The 20,483-nt window shown below is 47.1% G+C and carries 22 protein-coding genes; all 22 read right to left on the reverse strand.

All coding sequences use genetic code 11. From position 1 onward, the window contains the following. Positions 1–21: 21 nt before the first annotated feature. On the reverse strand, positions 22–1,161 hold the full coding sequence (locus tag ACSR9A_RS20995) for a 1-deoxy-D-xylulose-5-phosphate reductoisomerase (protein WP_473759316.1): 1,140 nt from the start codon (positions 1,159–1,161) through the stop codon (positions 22–24). Positions 1,162–1,215: 54 nt separating this feature from the next. Then, positions 1,216–2,010 (reverse strand): phosphatidate cytidylyltransferase, encoded by a 795-nt coding sequence (locus tag ACSR9A_RS21000; RefSeq protein WP_341282504.1) that lies wholly within the window; start codon positions 2,008–2,010, stop codon positions 1,216–1,218. 28 nt (positions 2,011–2,038) lie between these two features. Next, a complete protein-coding gene (gene uppS / locus ACSR9A_RS21005) occupies positions 2,039–2,803 on the reverse strand; it encodes an undecaprenyl pyrophosphate synthase (RefSeq protein ID WP_341282503.1) in 765 nt (254 codons plus the stop codon). 153 nt (positions 2,804–2,956) lie between these two features. After that, positions 2,957–3,511 carry a ribosome recycling factor gene (gene frr / locus ACSR9A_RS21010; RefSeq protein WP_473759317.1) on the reverse strand — a complete coding sequence of 185 codons (555 nt, stop codon included), beginning with the start codon at positions 3,509–3,511 and terminating at the stop codon, positions 2,957–2,959. Then, positions 3,511–4,239, reverse strand: a complete 729-nt coding sequence (gene pyrH / locus ACSR9A_RS21015; protein WP_341282502.1) for a UMP kinase — start codon at positions 4,237–4,239, stop codon at positions 3,511–3,513. Before pyrH ends, frr begins: the two co-directional genes overlap by 1 nt. A gap of 121 nt (positions 4,240–4,360) precedes the next feature. Continuing rightward, complete coding sequence (tsf, locus tag ACSR9A_RS21020) at positions 4,361–5,011, reverse strand: translation elongation factor Ts (RefSeq protein ID WP_056038172.1); 651 nt, start codon at positions 5,009–5,011, stop codon at positions 4,361–4,363. A 112-nt stretch (positions 5,012–5,123) separates the two neighbouring features. After that, on the reverse strand, positions 5,124–5,822 hold the full coding sequence (rpsB, locus tag ACSR9A_RS21025) for a 30S ribosomal protein S2 (RefSeq protein WP_046230742.1): 699 nt from the start codon (positions 5,820–5,822) through the stop codon (positions 5,124–5,126). A 194-nt stretch (positions 5,823–6,016) separates the two neighbouring features. Further along, positions 6,017–6,622, reverse strand: a complete 606-nt coding sequence (locus ACSR9A_RS21030) for a hypothetical protein (RefSeq protein ID WP_473759318.1) — start codon at positions 6,620–6,622, stop codon at positions 6,017–6,019. Next, on the reverse strand, positions 6,615–7,172 hold the full coding sequence (locus ACSR9A_RS21035) for a hypothetical protein (protein ID WP_473759319.1): 558 nt from the start codon (positions 7,170–7,172) through the stop codon (positions 6,615–6,617). Before ACSR9A_RS21035 ends, ACSR9A_RS21030 begins: the two co-directional genes overlap by 8 nt. 18 nt (positions 7,173–7,190) lie before the next feature. Next, complete coding sequence (locus ACSR9A_RS21040; protein ID WP_473759320.1) at positions 7,191–7,514, reverse strand: hypothetical protein; 324 nt, start codon at positions 7,512–7,514, stop codon at positions 7,191–7,193. Positions 7,515–7,552: 38 nt separating this feature from the next. Beyond that, on the reverse strand, positions 7,553–8,959 hold the full coding sequence (locus ACSR9A_RS21045; protein WP_473759322.1) for a flagellar assembly protein A: 1,407 nt from the start codon (positions 8,957–8,959) through the stop codon (positions 7,553–7,555). Positions 8,960–8,973: 14 nt separating this feature from the next. Beyond that, positions 8,974–9,744 (reverse strand): FliA/WhiG family RNA polymerase sigma factor, encoded by a 771-nt coding sequence (locus ACSR9A_RS21050; protein WP_341282497.1) that lies wholly within the window; start codon positions 9,742–9,744, stop codon positions 8,974–8,976. Positions 9,745–9,749: 5 nt separating this feature from the next. Beyond that, the gene (locus tag ACSR9A_RS21055; protein WP_473759323.1) at positions 9,750–10,196 is read right to left on the reverse strand and encodes a hypothetical protein; all 447 of its coding nucleotides are present in this window, start codon (positions 10,194–10,196) and stop codon (positions 9,750–9,752) included. A gap of 6 nt (positions 10,197–10,202) precedes the next feature. After that, a complete protein-coding gene (locus ACSR9A_RS21060; protein WP_341282495.1) occupies positions 10,203–10,697 on the reverse strand; it encodes a chemotaxis protein CheD in 495 nt (164 codons plus the stop codon). Then, entirely contained in the window at positions 10,694–11,314 is a 621-nt protein-coding gene (locus ACSR9A_RS21065; protein WP_046230734.1) for a chemotaxis protein CheC, read from the reverse strand. Before ACSR9A_RS21065 ends, ACSR9A_RS21060 begins: the two co-directional genes overlap by 4 nt. Before the next feature lie 2 nt (positions 11,315–11,316). Beyond that, entirely contained in the window at positions 11,317–11,778 is a 462-nt protein-coding gene (locus ACSR9A_RS21070; RefSeq protein ID WP_338555967.1) for a chemotaxis protein CheW, read from the reverse strand. A 12-nt stretch (positions 11,779–11,790) separates the two neighbouring features. Next, a complete protein-coding gene (locus ACSR9A_RS21075; RefSeq protein ID WP_473759324.1) occupies positions 11,791–13,881 on the reverse strand; it encodes a chemotaxis protein CheW in 2,091 nt (696 codons plus the stop codon). Positions 13,882–13,921: 40 nt separating this feature from the next. Further along, a complete protein-coding gene (locus ACSR9A_RS21080; protein WP_473759325.1) occupies positions 13,922–15,211 on the reverse strand; it encodes a protein-glutamate methylesterase/protein-glutamine glutaminase in 1,290 nt (429 codons plus the stop codon). A gap of 26 nt (positions 15,212–15,237) precedes the next feature. Then, positions 15,238–16,110, reverse strand: a complete 873-nt coding sequence (locus tag ACSR9A_RS21085; protein ID WP_473759326.1) for a MinD/ParA family protein — start codon at positions 16,108–16,110, stop codon at positions 15,238–15,240. Continuing rightward, complete coding sequence (gene flhF, locus ACSR9A_RS21090) at positions 16,103–17,329, reverse strand: flagellar biosynthesis GTPase FlhF (RefSeq protein ID WP_473759327.1); 1,227 nt, start codon at positions 17,327–17,329, stop codon at positions 16,103–16,105. The genes ACSR9A_RS21085 and flhF overlap by 8 nt, the downstream gene beginning before the upstream one ends. Then, positions 17,326–19,359, reverse strand: a complete 2,034-nt coding sequence (gene flhA, locus ACSR9A_RS21095) for a flagellar biosynthesis protein FlhA (RefSeq protein WP_473759328.1) — start codon at positions 19,357–19,359, stop codon at positions 17,326–17,328. Before flhA ends, flhF begins: the two co-directional genes overlap by 4 nt. A 21-nt stretch (positions 19,360–19,380) precedes the next feature. After that, entirely contained in the window at positions 19,381–20,472 is a 1,092-nt protein-coding gene (gene flhB / locus ACSR9A_RS21100) for a flagellar biosynthesis protein FlhB (protein WP_473760211.1), read from the reverse strand. Positions 20,473–20,483 lie beyond the last annotated feature (11 nt).

A 20,483-nucleotide genomic window follows, 5' to 3' on the forward strand; every position in this document is an offset into this window, starting at 1 on the left:
AACCGCGAGGCAAAGCTCAAGTTACACAGTAGCAGCCATTTGACGCGCCCAGTTGTCGACTTCAGCGATAGCTTCGAGCGTATCGACCACCGTTACGGGATGGCGAGAAAGCACTTCCTCAATCGTGCGCTCAATATCCAAAAATTCGATTTCGCCAGCAAGAAACCGCGCCACCGCTACTTCATTTGCCGCATTATATACCGTTGGCGCTGATTGTCCCGCTTTGCCGCATTCGAAGGCGAGACGCAGGCACGGATAACGTTCAAAGTCCATCTCTCGAAAATGAAGCTTGCCAATCGCCGCCAAATCAAGCCGGCCTGTAGGCGTTGGATAGCGATGCGGATATGTCAGCGCATATTGAATCGGCACGCGCATATCAGGGAGCCCCAGCTGCGCAATTACGCTATGGTCAGTAAACTCCACATAAGAGTGAATAATACTCTCTGGATGAACAAGAACATGAATTTGATCATATGTAACATCAAACAGCCAGTGGGCTTCAATGACTTCCAGCCCTTTATTGGCCATTGTGGCAGAATCGATTGTGATTTTGGCCCCCATGGACCAGTTAGGATGATTCAGCGCTTCCGCCACAGTAACGCCTTTCAATTGCTCGCGCGTGCGATCGCGGAATGAGCCGCCTGAGGCCGTCAGTGTAAGCTGGTTTAGCGATCTGCGATCTTCTCCATTCAAGCATTGAAAAATAGCCGAATGCTCGCTGTCGATCGGTATGATCGGCACACCCTTTTTCCTAGCTCTCTCCATCACGATATGACCCGCTGTTACGAGCGTTTCCTTGTTCGCAAGGCCAATCGTTTTGCCCGCTTCAATTGCTGCAAGCGTCGCAGGGAGTCCTCTGCTGCCCACAAGAGCCGTAACGACGATATCAGCCTCTGTTGCTCCGGCAAGCTCAATCAAGCCCTGCTCGCCATAAATGACCCGAGTTCCCGCAGGCAGCGAAGAGGCAACCGCTTCAGCCGCTTCCTTCGTTGACAAGCAAACGATGGATGGCTTGAAGCGGATTGCCTGCGAAATAAGCAGGTCCGTATTGCTGCCCGCCGATAAGCCGACAACCTGAAAACGTTCCGGGTCGTTTGCAATAACATCCAGCGTTTGCGTGCCAATGGAGCCTGTTGATCCAAGAATCGTTATTTTTTTCATCTCAATCTCCTCTGACACTCGGATTATACATGTGCTTTTTGTCTGTTTTACAAATTATAAAGGAAGCAGTCCGGAGAGCACGATCAATGGAAACACGATAATCCAGCTGTCGCAACGATCCAAAACGCCGCCATGACCAGGCAGTACATTTCCTGTATCTTTTATATCCCGTACTCGTTTGTAAGCCGATTGAATCAAATCACCAAACTGACCAGCTACAGCGGCGAGCAGCCCAATAAGAAGCGCTTTGCCAAATACGATGAAGTCGGGGAATAAAAATGCGCCGATAGCCGCCACAACAAGCGACAGCACAACGCCTCCGAGCGCCCCCTCAATCGTTTTATTTGGACTAATGGACGGCCAGAGCTTGTTTTTGCCAAAAGCCTTCCCCGCAAAATAGGCGCCAATGTCTGAGGACCATATGCAGCCAAGAAGCAAAAATGTCCAAAACAAGCCATGATCGTCCATCTGTCTTACCGTATTCATCGCTCCAAAACCCAGGCCAACGTACAGTGCACCAAGCAGCATAAGTGCCGCATGGTCTATCGTTGTTTTGTTTTTGGTCAAAACCGTTAAAGCAAGCAGCAGGAATGCCAGCACCCATGTTACAAACATGAAGGATGGCGTTTCTACCCCAATCAGGTTCCATGGTAGCACAAAAAACAGCACACCCGCGTATCCGAGCAATGAAGCCGGATGAGCCCAAGCTTGGCCGTTCATCTTGACATATTCAGTAAAGCCTACCATCGCGAGCAATACGAGCAAAGCGGCATATAGCCAGCTTCCCGCTACTGCAAGCGCAATAAAAAATGCGCCTGCTACTACTCCCGTCACTATTCGCTGTTTCAATGTATAGGTCACACTCCGTTATCGAAGCTTATAGTCCGCCATATCGCCGTGCGCGCCGCCCATACTCCTCAATCGCTTCTTCCAAATGGGTCTCCGAAAATTCAGGCCAATAGACGTCTGTAAACCACATTTCGCTGTAGGCAAGCTGCCAGAGCATAAAATTGCTCAAACGCAATTCTCCGCTTGTGCGAATCAGCAGATCAGGATCTGGAAGGTCGCGGGTCAGTAAATGGGAACTCATCACATGATCATCTATTTGGTCACAGGTGAGTCGTCCTTCTTGCACATCCGCTGCGATCTCCTTGATCGCTTCAAGCATTTCCTTGCGGCTGCCATAGTTTAGCGCAAAAGTAAGTACGAGTCCCGTATTATTTGCGGTCTTGCTCATTGCTTCGTCCAACGCTTTAATGGTAAAGGAAGGTAGGTCCTCCCTGTGCCCCATGACGCGAACTTGAACATTTTTCTCCATTAAATCATCTATTTCAATTTCCAAAAATTGCTGAGGGAGCTTCATTAAAAAATCAACTTCATCTTTAGGCCTTTTCCAGTTTTCCGTCGAAAAAGCATAAAGCGTTAAATATTTAACGCCGAGCCGGTCTGCTGCCATCGTAATGCGTCTGACCGCTTTCATCCCGGAATGATGACCCGCTATTCGCGGTAATCCACGGTCTTTGGCCCAACGCCCGTTTCCATCCATAATAACGGCAACATGTTTAGGCACATTGTCTAATTGTGGCGGCGCTGCCGGACGTGGGGACGATTTGCTAAATTTAGCCCAAAGTCGACTGATCATCTTCGTTCCTCCAACCCGGATTTAACAAGCGTAAACGACTGCCGCCTGCCAAATAGAAGGCAGCTTGCGTTTCGCGTTGATATATAAGGCATTATACAAAATAAAGCCTTATATTTAAACCAAACCCCACCTAACGGAGGGGCTTTAGCGAAATTATACTTCCATAATTTCTTTTTCTTTAGCTACCAATACTTTATCTACTTCAACGACAAAACGGTCTGTCAGCTTTTGAATGTCATCTTGATGACGACGGGACTCATCTTCTGAAATATCCGTTTTCTCCAGCTTTTTCACATCATCATTCGCATCGCGACGGATGTTGCGGACAGCAACCTTCGCTTCTTCACCGAATCTTTTCGTCATTTTGACAAGATCGGTGCGACGCTCTTCGGTAAGCGGCGGAATCGAAATGCGAATCATTGAGCCGTCATTAGCTGGCGTTAAACCAAGATCCGATTTCATAATCGCTTTTTCAATAGCTGCAAGAGATGTTTTATCCCATGGCTGAATCATCAGCGTACGGGAGTCCGGCGTGTTTACGTTAGCCAGTTGTGCCACTGGTGTCATTGCACCGTAATATTCAACTTGTACACGATCAAGCAAAGATGCTGATGCGCGGCCTGCACGTAGGCTGGCCAAATCGCGGCGCAGCGCACCGATTGCTTTCTCCATACGCTCTTCGGCATTTTTCTTAATAGCTTGAGGCATTATTTCGCACTTCCTCTCACAATGGTGCCAATTTTCTCGCCCAGCACAACTCTCTTAATGTTATCCTGCTCTGTAATTGCAAATACAACGAGCGGAATATTGTTGTCCATGCATAGCGAAGATGCTGTCGCATCCATAACACCCAGATTTTTATTTAAAACTTCCATGTAAGTAAGCTCTTCGAACTTAACTGCAGTTGGATCTTTGAATGGATCAGCAGAGTATACGCCATCCACTTTATTTTTAGCCATCAAAATGACTTCAGCTTCAATCTCAGCAGCACGCAAAGCAGCTGTCGTGTCTGTTGAGAAAAACGGATTGCCTGTGCCAGCAGCAAAAATAACGACGCGTCCCTTTTCCAGGTGGCGAATAGCACGACGTCTAATGTACGGCTCAGCGATTTGCTGCATAGCAATCGAGGATTGTACGCGGGTTGGCACTTCAATTTGTTCCAATGCATCCTGTAGAGCAAGAGAATTCATAACTGTAGCCAGCATCCCCATGTAATCCGCCGTTGCGCGATCAATCCCTTTAGCAGTTCCTGCGATTCCGCGCCAAATATTACCGCCGCCTACAACAATGGCAACTTCAACACCGAATGCTACAACTTCCTTTACTTGCTCTGCAATAGAAGCAATTATCGAAGCCTCAATACCGTAGCCATTATTTCCTGCCAACGATTCGCCGCTAACTTTTAATACTATACGTTTAAACACGGGTTTTTCCAACGTTGCTTACCTCCATGAATGAATCTAAAGCTCTTAGATTGCATCCGGTTATCAAAATATAAAGTTTCTCCGCTTACGAAAGCAGGCGAGGCGGACGCCCCGCCCCGCCTTTGCGATCGGTTTACAGTTTAGCTTGCGACATAACTTCTTCTACGAAGTTATCAACTTTTTTCTCAAGACCTTCGCCCAGCTCATAACGAACGAAACGACGGATTGAAATGTTTTCACCAATTTTGTTGATTTTATCGTTAAGAAGCTCGGAAATCGTTTGGTCTGGGTTTTTGATGAACGTTTGCTCAAGCAAGCAATATTCTTCATAGTATTTGGAAATACGGCCTTCAACCATTTTATCAACGATTTTCTCAGGCTTGCCTTCGTTAAGAGCTTGTGCACGCAAGATTTCGCGTTCTTTTTCAAGCTCATCGCCAGGAACTTCTTCGCGGCGAACGAATTTAGGGTTTGCTGCAGCGATTTGCATCGCGATATCTCTTGCAAACTCACGGAATTGGTCTGTTTTAGCAACGAAGTCTGTTTCACAGTTAACTTCAACTAGAACGCCAATACGACCGCCAGCGTGGATGTAGGATTCAACAACGCCTTCTGTTGCGATACGGCCAGCTTTGTTAGCTGCTGCTGCAAGGCCTTTCTCACGAAGGAATTCAATCGCTTTCGTGATATCATTGTCTGTATGATCCAAAGCTTTTTTACAATCGAGCATTCCTGCCCCTGTTCTTTCGCGAAGTTCTTTTACTGCGCTCGCACTAACTGCCATTTTGAGCCCTCCTGAAGGTTTCGATTTATTTATTTAGGTATTCGTGAGAAAAGGGCGGTGAGAGGCTTTCACCTTCTGACCGCCCTTCGCCTAAAAGCTTACGTTTATTGAATTAAGCAGTTGTTTGCTCACCTTGGTTAGCTTCAACAATTGCATCAGCCATCTTAGACGTAAGCAATTTAACTGCACGAATTGCATCATCATTACCAGGAATGACATAGTCAATTTCGTCTGGATCGCAGTTTGTATCAACGATACCTACGATAGGAATTCCAAGTTTGCGTGCTTCAGCAACAGCGATACGCTCTTTACGAGGATCGATGATGAACAAAGCGCTAGGCAACGATTTCATGCCTTTAATGCCGCCGAGGAATTTTTCCAAACGATCTTTTTCTTTGCGAAGAATAATAACTTCTTTCTTAGGAAGAACTTCGAAAGTGCCGTCCTCTTCCCATTTTTCCAAAGTTTTCAAACGATCGATACGTTTTTGAATCGTTTGGAAGTTAGTCAGCGTACCGCCGAGCCAACGTTGGTTGATGTAGAAGTTGCCGCAACGCTCAGCTTCTTCCTTAACGGAATCTTGAGCTTGCTTCTTCGTGCCGACGAACAGCATAGTGCCGCCCTCTGCAGCGATCGAGCGAACGAAGTTATAAGCCTCGTCAACTTTTTTAACTGTTTTTTGCAAATCGATAATGTAAATTCCGTTTCTTTCAGTGAAGATATAACGATCCATCTTCGGGTTCCAACGACGAGTCTGATGACCGAAGTGTACCCCAGCTTCAAGTAGCTGTTTCATGGAAATAACCGCCATTTCTTCAACACCTCCTGATAATGGTTTTTTTGTAGTGCCCTCCGCCGACGTCATCTTTCGCTAAAACTTCCACCTAAGCAGAAGCACCGTTAACGAAATTAATCAGCGTGTGTTTTTAACACCGTCAATTAATATACCATAATTGCATGCCATACGCAACAATCTCTACCCGAAATTTACCGCATTCCGCCATTTTATTGTGGTTTAAACGCTTTTACTTCCTCTGGCGTCATTGGCTGCGTCGTAATGGTTGTAATAACTTCTGCAAGCGAAGGGGTTCCTGTAAATAAAAAATAACCGGCGCGAACCAGTTTCTTTTCTTGCTTCATTTTGCGGATAAATGCCGTTTTATCGGTAATAAGCTGTTCCTTGGCCAGCAGCACAGACGCCGCGGTCAAATTCGTTCCTGCCTGAATGCGAACCATTTTGCGAATGGTATCCTCCCCCGTGTCCGCAGCTGGTGAAGAATGCTCCGCTGGCGGTGCCGCCTGGTTTGGAGAAGCTGTGGCGGAGGCTAGTGGAGCAGCGCTTTCAGATGGAGTTGGTTTAGGTGATGCAGCTGGTGAAGGCGCAGCTGTTGCTTCGCTTTCTTCTTTTAGGCTGCTCGTTGCCCGCTGCGCTTCAAGAATGGCGTCGACTTCACTTTGCGAATATATCTTTTCCCCTTGCTCTGTACCTGCGTTGTCGCGGTTACTGAGCTTTTGCTGGCTGGATTCGCCAATTATCATCATTTGGAGCAATAATGCACCGATAATAATGCCAATGCCAAGCCCGGTTAAAAACAAGCGATTTTTAAACACGGGCCCCCTCCTCCTGTTTCGCAAGCTGAAGGATAAGCTGAACCTCGCCCTTGTTCATGTTCAATTTTTTAGCAATAGCCTCAATAGACTTGCCTTGCTGATGAAACTCAAACAAATCTGGATAGCGCTGCTGGATCGTTTGCTTCGCAGGCGGAGCTGGCTCTTCTAGCTCCTCAGGCTCGTCGAGCAATACCGCAGGAACATGGGGAACGGCGGCAGCAGCCTTAACAGGCTGTACCCAAGCAGTTGGCATTGACACAGCAGAGGTCTTCTGCTGCTCCAAAAGCTGCTCCAAAGCGCTGTATTTCCGCTCCAGGTCCGCTAAACGCGCCTCGCTGCGCTGCGCCTTAGTACGTGCTTCCTCTTGCGATTGCACGATAAGTGCAGTAAGCTCCCGATTGTCCTGCTCCATGTTCTCCATAAACTGTTCCAGCGAAACTTCCATATTATTGACGGCTTGAGCAGCTGCAGGTTGTTTCCTTCTAGGTAAAAGCAACCCAAAAACAACGACTACTGCGCCAAGCAAAACTATGTATTGCCAGTTAGACATGATTGCTCCCACCTGCCTTTAAAGCGAAATATCTACATGATGTCCCTTATAGGGATGCACAGGGGGATGGCTTTCTTCATGCTTATCCTGCCCATCCTGTTTTTTTTGTTTGCCCTTGCGTTCATCTGATTGCTTGCTTGATTCTTGATCCTGACGAACGTTCAGGCCTACGGAATGCTCTACTTCCGTATTTTTGTGGCGAACTAGCTCGGTCTGGGCAGCTTGCTGCTCGGCAAGCTTCGTCTGATCCGACAACGGCTTATGATTCATCTGCCCTTGAAGTCCGCTGGATTCCGGTGTGCGAGGAACCGATATTTGCAAATCAATAGGTTTGAAAGCCATCTTGATTACCTCCCTCTTGGGTCAGCTTGCTCAAGTTTTTACGAACGGTAACTAACCTGTGAGATGTCTCCATCTAAATACTGAAAGGAAACACGCTGCAGCGGGTCTTTAATATATTTCGTATATCGGCCAATTACAATTTTGATTCCGCCATAAATCGTGTTATTGACGTCAACTCCAGCTTGGTCGCTATCTTCCAGCGTACGCTCAATATCCAAAATTCGCTCACGGAACTGCTCGACTTCGGTCATCGACTGCCGTTTAGTCGCGCTCAGCTTGATGCGCATGGCCATTTTGTCATCGGTCAGCTGCCCAATCGCAGCCAATTGATCCAAAATCACAAGCGCTTTATCCGCCTTATCCATGCTCTCATTGTGTTGTTTGAGCTTTGTGCGCAATTCCAGCAGCTCCGAGCGATGCTCCGGCTTTACACCTACTTCAACTACTGTAGCTGTAGACATTGTATTCCCGATTGTGCGAGCCTTAACCCGTTCGCCCGCTTGAATGGTCCCGCCAACCATTAGTCCCTTAGCCCCTGAGCAAATAACGTTTTTACCAGCGCGAACATTCGAATGCATAATACTTTGCGATACGAGCACATCATCGCCAGCAATAACATTGCCGTCCTGAATAAAGGAACATTTCACATTTTTACCGGCTTTGACAAAACCTTTGTTTCCCGCCATAATGCCGCCTGATATTTCAATAGAGCCTTCAGCGTCCAAATCGGCGCCTTCAACACCGCCAATAATGCGAATATCCCCCGCAGATTTGATACGGAAGCCGCTAAGCACATTTCCGCGGATGACTACGGTACCGACAAAATCAATATTTCCTATTTTATAATCTACGTCGCCATTTACCTCGTAAATAGGAAATACATTGATTTTATCCTTATCCGTCATCGTAATGAGTCCGTCCAGCGCCGCATACATGGCAGTTTGCTCATTGTTCAGCACAACATTTTTTCCTATTTTAAAACGCGCTGCCTTGCCTTCTTTCGAAGCTACCTCATCTCCGGTTACCGTTATACCCGGCTCTCCAGCAGCAGGGGCTACCAGTTCAGCAATCAGCTGACCACGCGTCACATTTTTCAACTGCGTCATTTCCTTAAAATCTACGGTGCCATCCTCATTTTCGGCAGGACGTCGTTCCTTGTTTTTCATATCGTAAATAAATTGAACAAAACCGTCCTTGCCAACTTCTGCAGGCTTACCTTCGGCAATTAAAGTTTGCTCTTTATAAAAAGCGAGCGGATTGTTACAAATGTTTTGAAGGACGCCGGGTATAATTCCTTCGCTCACTCCACTACTTTGCACAAACTGCTCTAATTGTTCAAGCGAGCATTCGAAATCATCCGTCAAACGTTTAAATGTCAAAAATGCTGACATTTTATCGGCTGATATTTGAACGCTCATAATGGTATCCAATAATTGACCTTCCATTTCACGCCTCCACTCTAGTACTGCATTAGTTGATCTTTATGCTTGGATAAAGCTCCTCTAAGACGTAAAATAGCTTTGGAATGGAGCTGGGAAATCCGTGACGGCGAGAGCGACATCACTTCTGCAATCTCACTTAAAGACAGCTCTTCATAATAAAAAAGGGAAACGACGATACGTTCCTTCTCCGTCAGCTTCTCTATTCCATTAACTAGTGAATCTTTCAAATATACTTCATGGACTTTATGGTCAGGATTTTTTGCCCGTTCATCCACGAGCAGAGAAAGTCTTGTTTCCGATTCTTCCTCTCGAAGAGGATCCTCAAGCGAACATACAGTCGTTACCGCAATCTCTTGAAGCATCGTTGTAAACTCCTTTTCCGTTATGTTCAGATAATTGCTAATTTCAGCATCGGAAACCGAGCGTAAATACTGTTGTTCCAGCTTTTGATAAGCCTCTTCCACTTTTTTCGCTTTCTCTCTCACGGATCGCGGTACCCAGTCGCCTTGACGGAGACCGTCAATAATTGCGCCGCGAATGCGCCAGGAAGCATAGGTCTCGAATTGCAGCCCCCGACAATAGTCAAACTTCTCTATCGCATCAATTAATCCCATAACGCCATTGCTGGCGAGGTCATCCTTTGATACGTTTTTAGGCAGGCCAATAGCCATACGATTGGTCACATAATCAACAAGCGGCAAATATTGCTCAATAAGCCGCTTCTTCGCTTCAATATCCCCTTCTTCTTTCCAAGCTTGCCACATCGGAATGTTTAAAGAAGCAATCATATTTTTCACCCTCCTGTCAGGTGACGTACTACTTTAGCCAGTTCTTCCGGTTCTTTGTTTTGTGCAGACACGAGCTGCGGCGGCGCTAATGGCCGAAACGGATCTTGCTCTTGCTGCATTTGCTGCTTGCCATCTGCCTCACCTTGTGCAGGGCGAGTATCCAGTCCGTCTTTCAACAGCTGATTTAAATCTTCGCTTTCGTCCGGCGTAGTCAAATCAAACTGTGATCCTATTCCATCTTCTTCTATAGCGCCGTTATCCAGTAGTGCCGGAGGCTTCAAAATAAACGTAAGCACCGCACGCAGTATAAACGCAATGACAACAAAGGCGATGAATGCATATACACTGCGCAGCAGTATGACTGTGACCGCATTTTTACCGAGTGAGAAAAGAATCGTTAATATAACACCCGTTAGTCCTAATCCGACATTCCATCGCCAATTTCCGATCATATTAATTCAAATCTCCTTTATTCCAAGCTGTACGCTGCGAATGAGTAGCAGACCGCTTCCGCTATCGAACTCAATGGTGCGACCATAATTGCCGCCTGTATCCTGTGCAAAAACGGGAATCTTGAATTTGTTCACGATCTCAAGACAAGATTCGACATTTCTTGGACCAATACGCATAGAGTCCGACTGACCTGAAAAAGCGAACATTTGTGCGCCGCCAGCCATTTTCGCAACTATGCGATTTTGCTGTGCACCCACATGCTTCATCCGTTCTAGAAGCTCAGGAATGGCTGTATCCGCATATTTCGCCAAGTTAATCGTCGACTCTCTTGCAATTTCGGAGGAAGGCAGCATAACATGCGCCATTCCGGCTACTTTATTATACGGATCATAAAGCGTAAGCCCTACACAAGAACCAAGCCCTGTTGTTTTGAGGACGGAACCCTCAGTTGCGATATTTAAATCAGCCATTCCTACCTTAATCAAATTTTGCTGTATCATTCGACGTTTACTCCCAAAGCGCGGAAAATTTTTGTGAATGATTCAGGATCGGGTATGAGGAAAAAATGGCCTTCCAGGTCTTGGCAGTCTTCTAGAAATGTCGTTTCAATCAACAGCGCGGAATCGCCCATCTCGCCATATTGCAGCAAGCCATAGCTTAAAATAGCACCCGCCATGTCCAGTGCAACGGATGGTACCGATGGAGCCATCGCCAAGTGAGTAAAATCAGCTAACGAAGACAGATAAGAGCCTGTCAAAATATTTCCGATTTCACATAAAGCCGACAGCTCCATTTCGGAATAGCCGTTCTCATCATCGTGAGGCAATGACAGCAGTTGAGTTAGCAGCCGCTTTGCTGCATCCTCCTGAATAATGAAAAACATATTGCCTGGCGCTTCGCCTTCCACTCTTAAAAACACTGCAATGACAACCTGCTCCATACCGCCAACGCGATCGGCAATTTCTTCGAAGGGCAACAGGCTGACCTTCGGGACACCCATATCGACTGGCTTGTTAAGGAGACGAGACAATGCAGTAGCTGCATTGCCTGCGCCAATATTGCCGACTTCCTTTAGTACATCAAGCTCAAAAGCTTCAAACTTGCTGAATTGTGCCACTTTTATCCCTCCAGTTGCATGAGCTGTTCGATCTCGTTTTTATTCAGCACCTCAACTAGATTTAGCATAATAAGCAGTCTGCTGTCCCCGAGCTTGGCAATGCCATGCAAGTATTTCGCTTTAACGCCACCTACGATTTCTGGTGGAGAATCGATGTTGTCCGTATCGATATCTATGACATCATTCGCGGAATCGACAATAAATCCTACTTCAAGATCATCTACCGCTACTACTATAATTCGCGAATTATCTGTCGGTTCCTGCTCAGGTAGGCCAAAACGCCCACGAAGATCGACAACCGGCACAACCACACCGCGCAAATTCATAACGCCTTTAATAAAAGCAGCTGTTTTAGGCACGCGAGTAATCGGCGACATCCGCTCTATTGTTCTGACTTTATCTACTTCAATTCCGTATTCCTCTTCAGCTAGCGCGAAAACAATGACCTTCAATTCTTCTCCCATTGTGAAAACCTCCTATTTGATTAATGCGTTAGGATCAATAATTAATGCCACTTGGCCGTCACCTAAAATCGTCGCTCCAGAAATCGCCTCGATATTGGTCAAATATTTGCCAAGCGTTTTGAGCACAATCTCGTTTTGGCCGATAAACTCATCAACGGTGACTGCCGCCCATTTTTCTCCCTTGCGCACCACCACAATTTCGGTTTCTTCCTCGGCGCTATCATTGAAGTCAGGTGTCTCAAGCACACGGCTCAGCGATACAAGAGGAATAACAGTATTGCGGAATTCAATCATTAAATTGCCATGAACGTTCAAAATTTGCGTTCTGCGGATAATGCTGGTCTCCACAATGGAGGATAGCGGAATCGCATATTTTTCCGAGCCCAGCTTGATCAGCATGGCCGAAATAATCGACAAAGTCAGCGGAAGCTGTACCGAGAATTTCGTTCCTCTGCCAAACGCCGAGTCAATGGTCACATTTCCGCCGAGCGACGTAATTTTGGAACGTACAACATCCAGTCCTACACCACGTCCAGAAATATCCGAGATTTTCTCAGCCGTACTAAAACCTGCTGCAAAAATCAGCATATTAATTTCGTCGCTGGACAGCTTTTTCGCCTCATCTTCGGTAACGACGCCGTTTTTGATCGCCGTCTTCAGCACACGCTCTTGGTTAATGCCGCGTCCATCCTCTTCCACTTCAATGAACACATGGTTGCCGCTGTGGTAAGCGCGCAGGAAAATGGTTCCCACCTCCGACTTGCCAGCAGCAATGCGTTCCTCCACCGTCTCGATGCCATGATCGACTGAGTTGCGGAGCAAGTGAACGAGCGGGTCGCCAATTTCATCAATAACAGTACGGTCAAGCTCTGTATCCGCGCCTGTAATGACCAAATCGATTTTTTTATCAAGCGACTTCGCCAAATCGCGAATCATGCGAGGGAAACGGTTGAATACCGAATCGACGGGAACCATGCGCAGCTTGAGTACGATATTTTGCAAATCCGTACTTACACGCGTCATATGCTCAACAGTCTCGGTCAAGTCATTGCGCTTAATTTCGCTTGAAAGCTGTTCTAGTCGTACGCGATCAATTAGCAGCTCGCTAAACAAATTCATCAGCGTATCCAGACGGTCGATATCAACGCGAATCGTCCGATTAACCGCTGCTGGCGCAGCTTGGGCAGGCGCTTCCTTGCGAGGCGCAACCGCGGCAGGAGCCTTGGCTTCTTCTTTTTTCTCGACGACAGCGATTGCCGCTGCAACCTCTTCCTTCGCTTTCTTAACCTCAGCCTCAGCTTGCTGGTTCGCTGTTGGCGTGCTGAGCAGATGAAGTGATTCCTCATCAAGTAAAGTCACAACTGCCGACTCTACTTCGGATACATTCATAATTTGCGTATGCAGATCTTCCAGCTTCGTCTGTGTAATTGTAAACACAGTGAAGGAACGATCGAATTTTTCCTGCTCCAAATCCTGTACAGAAGGTTCCGATTTCACAATCTCTCCGTGTGCTTCCAGCAGGTTGAATACCATATAGGCACGAACCGCCTTCAGCAAACAGTCCTCGCGAATCGTTACATGAATATGATAGGCCTGATGTCCGCTATCAATGGATTGCTTAAGGACCGAAGTCTGATACTCATCCAGCAGCAAAATAGGCTTGTCCGCATTGGTAGAATCGCCTGCAGCTGCGGCCTTTTGATCCGACTCCGCTTGTTTATGCTCTCCGCTAAAAATCGACTGCAACGCGGACACAATTGATGTCACATCCGCTTTACCAGTACCACCGTTAACGACATCCTGCACCATCGCCTCCAGCGCATCAAGACCCTTGAAAAGCGTATCAAATATAAAGCTGTCCATCTTGAGCTTGCTATTGCGAACAAGATCAAGCACATTTTCCATTTCATGTGTCAAGGCAGCCAGATCCTCATATCCCATCGTAGCCGACATGCCTTTCAAAGTATGAGCTGAACGGAATATATTTTGAACAATTGATAGATCTTCCGGCTCGCCTTCCAGTCGCAATAAGTTTTCATTCAAGCTTTGAAGATGGTCGTTAGATTCGTCGATGAACATCGACAGATAGGCATTCATATCCATTGTATCGCACCTCCTGCTAGACTTGTGATTGCTTCAATCGTTATTTAAGTACACAGCTTTCTATACGTGCAGCGATTTGCTGAAGCGGGAGCACGGTCTTGACTGCTCCGCTTTCGTAGGCGCTGCGCGGCATGCCGTAAACGATACAAGTTTCCTCCGCCTCGCCTATAGAGGTTACTGCACCGCTCTCAACAAGCTGTTTAAGACCTTTCGTACCATCGCTGCCCATTCCGGTCAGGATGACCGCGTGACGCTTAAGCTCCTTGAAAGGAACCAATGATTCATACATCACATCTACCGATGGACGATGCCCATTGCGCTGCGGCTGCTCTGTTAAATGAATATAATAACCGGAACTATCTTTGCTAAGCTCTAAATGATAGCCTCCGGGAGCAACATAGACAACGCCGGGATGAACTCGGTCGCCTTGAGCCGCTTCAACGACATGCAGCGCACTGAAGCTGTCGAGACGCTGAGCCAGCGATTTTGTGAATTTTGGAGGCATATGCTGGACCACTAGGACAGGTGCACCTAAATCGCCCGGCAAAGCGCTAATGACCGTATGCAAGGCACGCGGTCCACCCGTTGAAGCGCCGATTGCGACAATATGCTGAAACGATGTAGACCTCGGCAGCTCTTTTTTTGGTGGGGCGGGCTCTTCCGTTTTTTTGCTCGCTATAATCGGCGGAGCAGTTGGTTTATATGTAGAGGAAGGCGCCACCGCTTTGGCTGCCGCTGGCTGTTCCGGCTTTTTGCTAATGCTAGGCGGCTTTATTGGCGGCGTAATTTCCGGTCTCTTCTTCGCCGTAGAAGGTGCAGCAAGCCGTGATGCTGCTTTTGTTGGTGCTTCGGTTTTTAGGGGCTTTTTCGTTTCTAGCTCCTTTGACTTAACTGGCAGCTCCATCTTCTCTTCAATGAAAGAAGGCTTCCTCGCCTGTACAGCTGTTTTTAGCTTCTCAATCAATTGCTCGCCAACTTGGATAATGTCATTCGTTGCAATGCCTGATGGCTTGCGTATAAAGTCAAACGCTCCAAATTGCAAGGCTTTGATCGTATCCCGCGTGTTATCCTCACTAATACCAGACAGCATTATGACCGGTGTCGGGTTTTGTTTCATAATCTTTTGCAAAGCCTCAAGTCCATTCATTTCAGGCATTTCTAGATCAAGCGTCACAACATCGGGCTTCCATTTTTCCACTGCTTTAACAGCTTCGGCCCCATTGGTTGCAGTCGCTATTATTGAAAACATTGAATCCTTTAAAATTAAGTCACTAAATATTTTTCTCATAAATGCAGAATCATCTACAATGAGTACACGATAAGGAGCCATCTTTTCCCCTCCCCTGATTAAAAGGACTATCTCGTTAGCTTGAATAATTTATGCAAAAATCCCTTTACACCGTTTTTAGCATCAGATTCCGGTCTCTTGTTTTCTAGAAAACGAACTGCAATTTCATGCATAGCTTTCGATGCTTCACTGCCTGGGTAGGCAATCGTGAAAGGTATCTGGCGTTTTACCGCCTTGCCTACATGAGCATCATCGGGAACGAGCCCAAGAAATGGCAAGGAGGCTTCTAGGAAGCGCTCGGCAGCCAAATTGATTTTATCTGCTGTCAGTCGGCCTTCCCGCTTGCTGTCTGCCCGATTAACAATAAGTCTGAAATTAGGATGGATGCCCATCGCTTTTACCATCTTGATCAAGGCGTAAGCATCGGTTATAGAAGTCGGCTCTGGCGTCGTTACAACGATGGTTTCCTGAGCTGCAGCGATAAATCTCGCCGTTTCCTTGGAAAGTCCCGCTCCAGTATCGAACACAATGACGTCGTACAGACCTTGAAGCTTGGAAACCTGCTCCGTAAACAAAGTCAGCTCTTTCTCCGACAGCTCCAGCAAATCCTTGATGCCTGATCCGCCTGCAATAAAATGCAGTCCTTCGGGCCCTTCCTGAACGACATCCCAAATCGTTTTGTCCTGCTTGAACAAATGGTATAAATGGTAGGAGGAGCGTACGCCCATCAGTATATCGATATTCGCCATTCCAATATCGACATCAAAAACGAGAACCTTCTGACCCAGCTTCTGAAGCATCAGCGCAAAATTGAGACTAAAGTTGGACTTGCCAACACCGCCCTTGCCGCTGGTGACAGCCAAAATGCGCGTTTCGCGCTTGCCGCCTTCGCTGCTGCTTGCCTTTACCAGATGTCGCAGCGCTTCAGCTTGATCATTCATCGTACGCTTCCCCCAGCAAGTCATTCATATAAGCAGCAGCGTCAAAACGATCGATATCATCCGGCACCGTCTGCCCTCTTGCCACATAAGTCGGTGTTAAACCAAACCTCAGCACAAGGTTGAAAATAGAGCCGTACACCGCCGTTTCATCCTGCTTCGTAAACAGCACCTTCTCGATGCCGTATTTCACAAAATTTCCGGCTACTGATGTCATATCCTTCGTTTTGCCGGTAAGACTCAGCACAAGCACCGTTTCATTTCGGTCGTGCGATTGAAGCAGACTGTTCACTTCTGACACATTCAGCTCATTACGGAAGTTGCGGCCAGCCGTATCCATATAGATGAGCTCTCGGTCTTCAAGCTGCTTGAATGCCTTCGGCAAATCCATAGGAGAAAAAACAACCTCCAACGGAATATTTAAAATATTCGCGTACGTTCTCAGTTGGTCAACGGCGGCAATTCGGTACGTATCCGATGTAATAAAGCCTACTTTTTTGTTATGCTTAATCGTTTGATTAGCCGCAAGCTTAGCGATTGTTGTCGTTTTGCCTACGCCCGTTGGACCAACAAAATGAACGATTCTAGCCTGTTCATCGATCATGCCAGCTGCATATGGAGCCATCCATTCGAGCAGCTGCCGTTTGGCTAGCTCCCATACTTGCGAACGCGTCAATGGCTCCCTTTGCTGCGCTTCCTGCTCAGAGATGATCGCCATTAGCTGGTCGATCCACTCCACTTCCAGCTCCTGCTCTTGAAGACGGTCATGAAGTGCTTGTGCAGCTTCCGAAAATGAATTTCCTGCTTTCTGAGAAGAAAGCTGCAGGAGGGACTGCTTAATCCCTTTAATTTCATCCATCAGCTGATCGCTGACCGGAGACGCCACTGCAACTGGCGCAGGTCTTGCCGGCGGTTCAACCGTAGCTGTAGCAGCAGCGGTTGCCGCTGCTACACGCTGCTGCTTCTGCATCGTCTCCGTAATGGCAGCCATAACGGCACTGACATCATCCGGCGCCTTGCGCTTCTGGGGCGGATTTTCTGGAGCAGCTGCGTTTGACTCAACGGCGGCAATAACTTCCATCTTCTTTTTGCGGAACATGCCCATGAAGCCGCCAACTTTGACTTCTTTCGTATTCAATATAACGGCATCTTTGCCAAGATCGCTTCGAATCATTGGCAGCGCCTCGGGAAGGGCATTGACCACATAACGTTTCACTCTCATAAATTCACCACCCCAACGCTCTGAACTTCAACGCTAGGTTCAAGCTCACTATAAGAAATGACCGGAACCTCCTGCATCGTCCGCTCCACAATCTGGCGCAAATACATGCGGATTGTAGGTGAAGTCAATACAACAGGCTGCTGTCCAGACTGAATTTGCCGGGTAACCTGCTCATTCAGCTTGGAATAAATTTGTTGAGTGACGATCGGATCAAGCGCAATGTAACTCCCCTGATCGGTCTGCTGCACGGATTCAGCGATTTTCTTCTCCATCGCCGGCCCGACTGTAATCACTTTAAGCTTGTCTCCCGTTGCCGCAAACTGCTGGGTAATTTGCCTTGACAGCGCTTGTCTGACATATTCCGTCAGCACATCGGGATCTTTCGTGTAATGTCCGTGATCGGCCAACGTTTCAAAAATGGTCACCAGATCGCGGATCGAAACTTTTTCACGAAGCAGCTTGGCAAGCACTTTTTGCAAATCGCCAATCGATAGAACAGATGGAATGAGATCGTCGATAAGCGCTGGATACGATTCCTTGACATTTTCAATAAGCGCCTTCGTCTCTTGACGGCCAAGCAGCTCATGCGCATGACGCTTAATAATTTCAGTCAAATGCGTGGCGACAACCGAAGGCGGATCTACGACGGTGTATCCCGACATTTCCGCTCTTTCCTTCATCTGCTCGTCAATCCAAATGGCTGGAAGCCCGAATGCCGGCTCTGTTGTTTCGATACCGAGTACCGATTCATCGTCGAAGCCTGGACTCATTGCCAAATAATGATTGAGCAGAAGCTCGCCTTTCGCAACCGTATTCCCTTTAATCTTAACAACGTATTCATTTGGCCTTAGTTGAATATTGTCGCGGATTCGAATAACGGGAACGACAAGACCAAGCTCAAGCGCGCATTGCCTTCTGATCATAATGATACGATCCAGCAAATCCCCGCCCTGCTGCGTGTCTGCCAGTGGAATCAGGCCGTAGCCAAATTCAAACTCGATTGGATCCACCTGCAGCAAGCCAATAACGCTCTCCGGATTGCGAACCTCTTCAATTTGCTGCTCTTCCACAAGCATCTCCTCTTGCTCCACTTGCTTCTCCTGCAGCTTCTTCATTCTCCACGCTCCAAATGCGAGCAGTGCCGCAAAGGGGAGCGTACGCATAACGCCGATTGGCGAAACGATACCAAGCAAAGCTATTGTTCCTGAAACTATGTATAAAAGATTAGGGTATTTAAATAACTGTGCTGTTAAATCCTGCGCCAGGTTGCCGTCCGATGCAGCTCGTGTAACAATTAAGCCTGCTGCTACCGAAATAAGCAATGCTGGAATTTGACTGACGAGACCGTCCCCGATCGTTAATATCGAGTAAGTTTCGAGTGCCTCGGCAAAGGGAAAACCATGTATGGCCATCCCGATTATAAATCCGCCAACCAGGTTAATAATGAGAATGATGATGGATGCGATCGCATCCCCTTTTACAAACTTGCTGGCACCATCCATAGCTCCATAGAAATCTGCTTCTCTTTCAATTTTGGAACGACGGGCCCGCGCCTGCTGCTCATTAATGAGCCCCGCGTTTAAGTCGGCATCAATACTCATTTGCTTGCCGGGCATCGCATCGAGCGTAAACCTTGCTGCAACCTCGGCGACCCGCTCAGATCCTTTCGTAATAACGATGAACTGAACGACGACGAGAATAAGGAAGACGATAAACCCGATCGCGATTTGCCCGCCGCCAACCCATCTACCGAATGTTGCGACAACTTCCCCCGCTTCTGCATGCTGCAAAATGTTCCGGGTTGTAGAAACGTTGAGCGCTAATCGGAATAAGGTCGTAACAAGCAAAACTGCGGGAAAGATGGAAAACTCCAGCGCTTCCTTCGTATTCATTGCGATAAGCAATATCATTAAAGCGACTGAAATATTCAGAATAAGCAAAATATCCAGCAAAAGAATAGGGATGGGAATAACCATCATGAGCACGATGCCTATGATCCCGATTAACACGATAAGATCTTTTGGTTTCATGACGCTTCCTCCTCCCTTAAATTACGATGATTTAACACGGCCTTTCAACTTGTAAACGTATGCGAGCACCTCCGCCACAGCCTGGAACAAATCTGCCGGTATGGCATCTCCGATTTCGGCGCGTTCGTATAATGCTCTGGCAAGCGGCTTATTTTCCATCGTAATAACGCCGTGCTCTTTGGCGATTTCCCTAATGCGCAGCGCCACATGATCCATGCCTTTGGCAATAATAACGGGCGCCTCCATATTAGAGGAATCATATTTCAAGGCGATTGCAAAATGCGTCGGGTTCGTAATAACGACATCTGCATTCGGAATTTGCTGCATCATCCGCTGGATGGCCATTCGACGCTGCTTTTCACGGATGCGGCCTTTAATAAGCGGATCACCATCTGATTTCTTATGCTCATCCTTAATGTCCTGCTTGGACATTTTCATGCTTTTCTCATTTTCATACTTCTGATACAAATAATCGGCAAAAGCGAGTATGACAAGTGCAGCACCGATTTTAATCCCCATATTTACTGTCAAGCCAGCTGCAAAGGCAAAAATTTGTTCAACAGATAGATCTGAGAGCGAAAGCAACCGGCTCCAATCACTGGCAATCGTCTGATAGACCAGCAATCCAATGATTGCAAGCTTAAGCATGCTTTTAAGCATTTCGACAATCGAGCGCATCGAGAATATCTGCTTTAATCCTTGGAGCGGATTAAGCTTGCTGATCTTCATCTTGAGCGGCTCTCCTGTAAGCAGGAATCCAAATTGAGCAACGTTACCGATAATGCCAACCAAAATGGCTATCGTAAATATCGGCAACAAGAACATCAACATTTGGGTTATTAGCGTATAAAATAAGTTGAAAACATTTTCTGAGGTCAGCTCCATCAGCAGCCAATTTTCGAATATATCATCGAACATCGTCATAATACGCTTTTTGTAATAGCCGCCAAACATAGCAAACCCAGCAAACGTAAACAGTAAAATAAAGGAACTGGGAAAGTCCGCCGATTTGGAAACCTGCCCTTTTTGACGTGATTCCGAGCGTTTCTTCGGGGTTGCAGGTTCCGTTTTTTCTTGGCTGAACAGCTGCAGGTCGAGCTTTAAACGATACATTTGCACGATTA

The sequence above is a fragment of the Paenibacillus sp. R-74696 genome (assembly GCF_055814915.1).

What these genes read in the sequence shown, in the direction of transcription:
- ACSR9A_RS21055 (WP_473759323.1), bottom strand. Translation starts at nt 10,196, where the DNA reads ATGATCGGAAATTGGCGATGGAATGTCGGATTAGGACTAACGGGTGTT.
- flhB (WP_473760211.1), bottom strand. Translation starts at nt 20,472, where the DNA reads ATGTATCGTTTAAAGCTCGACCTGCAGCTGTTCAGCCAAGAAAAAACG.
- flhA (WP_473759328.1), bottom strand. Translation starts at nt 19,359, where the DNA reads ATGAAACCAAAAGATCTTATCGTGTTAATCGGGATCATAGGCATCGTG.
- ACSR9A_RS21080 (WP_473759325.1), bottom strand. Translation starts at nt 15,211, where the DNA reads ATGGCTCCTTATCGTGTACTCATTGTAGATGATTCTGCATTTATGAGA.
- uppS (WP_341282503.1), bottom strand. Translation starts at nt 2,803, where the DNA reads ATGATCAGTCGACTTTGGGCTAAATTTAGCAAATCGTCCCCACGTCCG.
- flhF (WP_473759327.1), bottom strand. Translation starts at nt 17,329, where the DNA reads ATGAGAGTGAAACGTTATGTGGTCAATGCCCTTCCCGAGGCGCTGCCA.
- ACSR9A_RS21075 (WP_473759324.1), bottom strand. Translation starts at nt 13,881, where the DNA reads ATGGATATGAATGCCTATCTGTCGATGTTCATCGACGAATCTAACGAC.
- ACSR9A_RS21085 (WP_473759326.1), bottom strand. Translation starts at nt 16,110, where the DNA reads ATGAATGATCAAGCTGAAGCGCTGCGACATCTGGTAAAGGCAAGCAGC.
- ACSR9A_RS21070 (WP_338555967.1), bottom strand. Translation starts at nt 11,778, where the DNA reads ATGGGAGAAGAATTGAAGGTCATTGTTTTCGCGCTAGCTGAAGAGGAA.
- frr (WP_473759317.1), bottom strand. Translation starts at nt 3,511, where the DNA reads ATGCCTCAAGCTATTAAGAAAAATGCCGAAGAGCGTATGGAGAAAGCA.
- ACSR9A_RS20995 (WP_473759316.1), bottom strand. Translation starts at nt 1,161, where the DNA reads ATGAAAAAAATAACGATTCTTGGATCAACAGGCTCCATTGGCACGCAA.
- ACSR9A_RS21060 (WP_341282495.1), bottom strand. Translation starts at nt 10,697, where the DNA reads ATGATACAGCAAAATTTGATTAAGGTAGGAATGGCTGATTTAAATATC.
- rpsB (WP_046230742.1), bottom strand. Translation starts at nt 5,822, where the DNA reads ATGGCGGTTATTTCCATGAAACAGCTACTTGAAGCTGGGGTACACTTC.
- ACSR9A_RS21045 (WP_473759322.1), bottom strand. Translation starts at nt 8,959, where the DNA reads ATGGAAGGTCAATTATTGGATACCATTATGAGCGTTCAAATATCAGCC.
- ACSR9A_RS21035 (WP_473759319.1), bottom strand. Translation starts at nt 7,172, where the DNA reads ATGTCTAACTGGCAATACATAGTTTTGCTTGGCGCAGTAGTCGTTGTT.
- ACSR9A_RS21040 (WP_473759320.1), bottom strand. Translation starts at nt 7,514, where the DNA reads ATGGCTTTCAAACCTATTGATTTGCAAATATCGGTTCCTCGCACACCG.
- tsf (WP_056038172.1), bottom strand. Translation starts at nt 5,011, where the DNA reads ATGGCAGTTAGTGCGAGCGCAGTAAAAGAACTTCGCGAAAGAACAGGG.
- ACSR9A_RS21050 (WP_341282497.1), bottom strand. Translation starts at nt 9,744, where the DNA reads ATGATTGCTTCTTTAAACATTCCGATGTGGCAAGCTTGGAAAGAAGAA.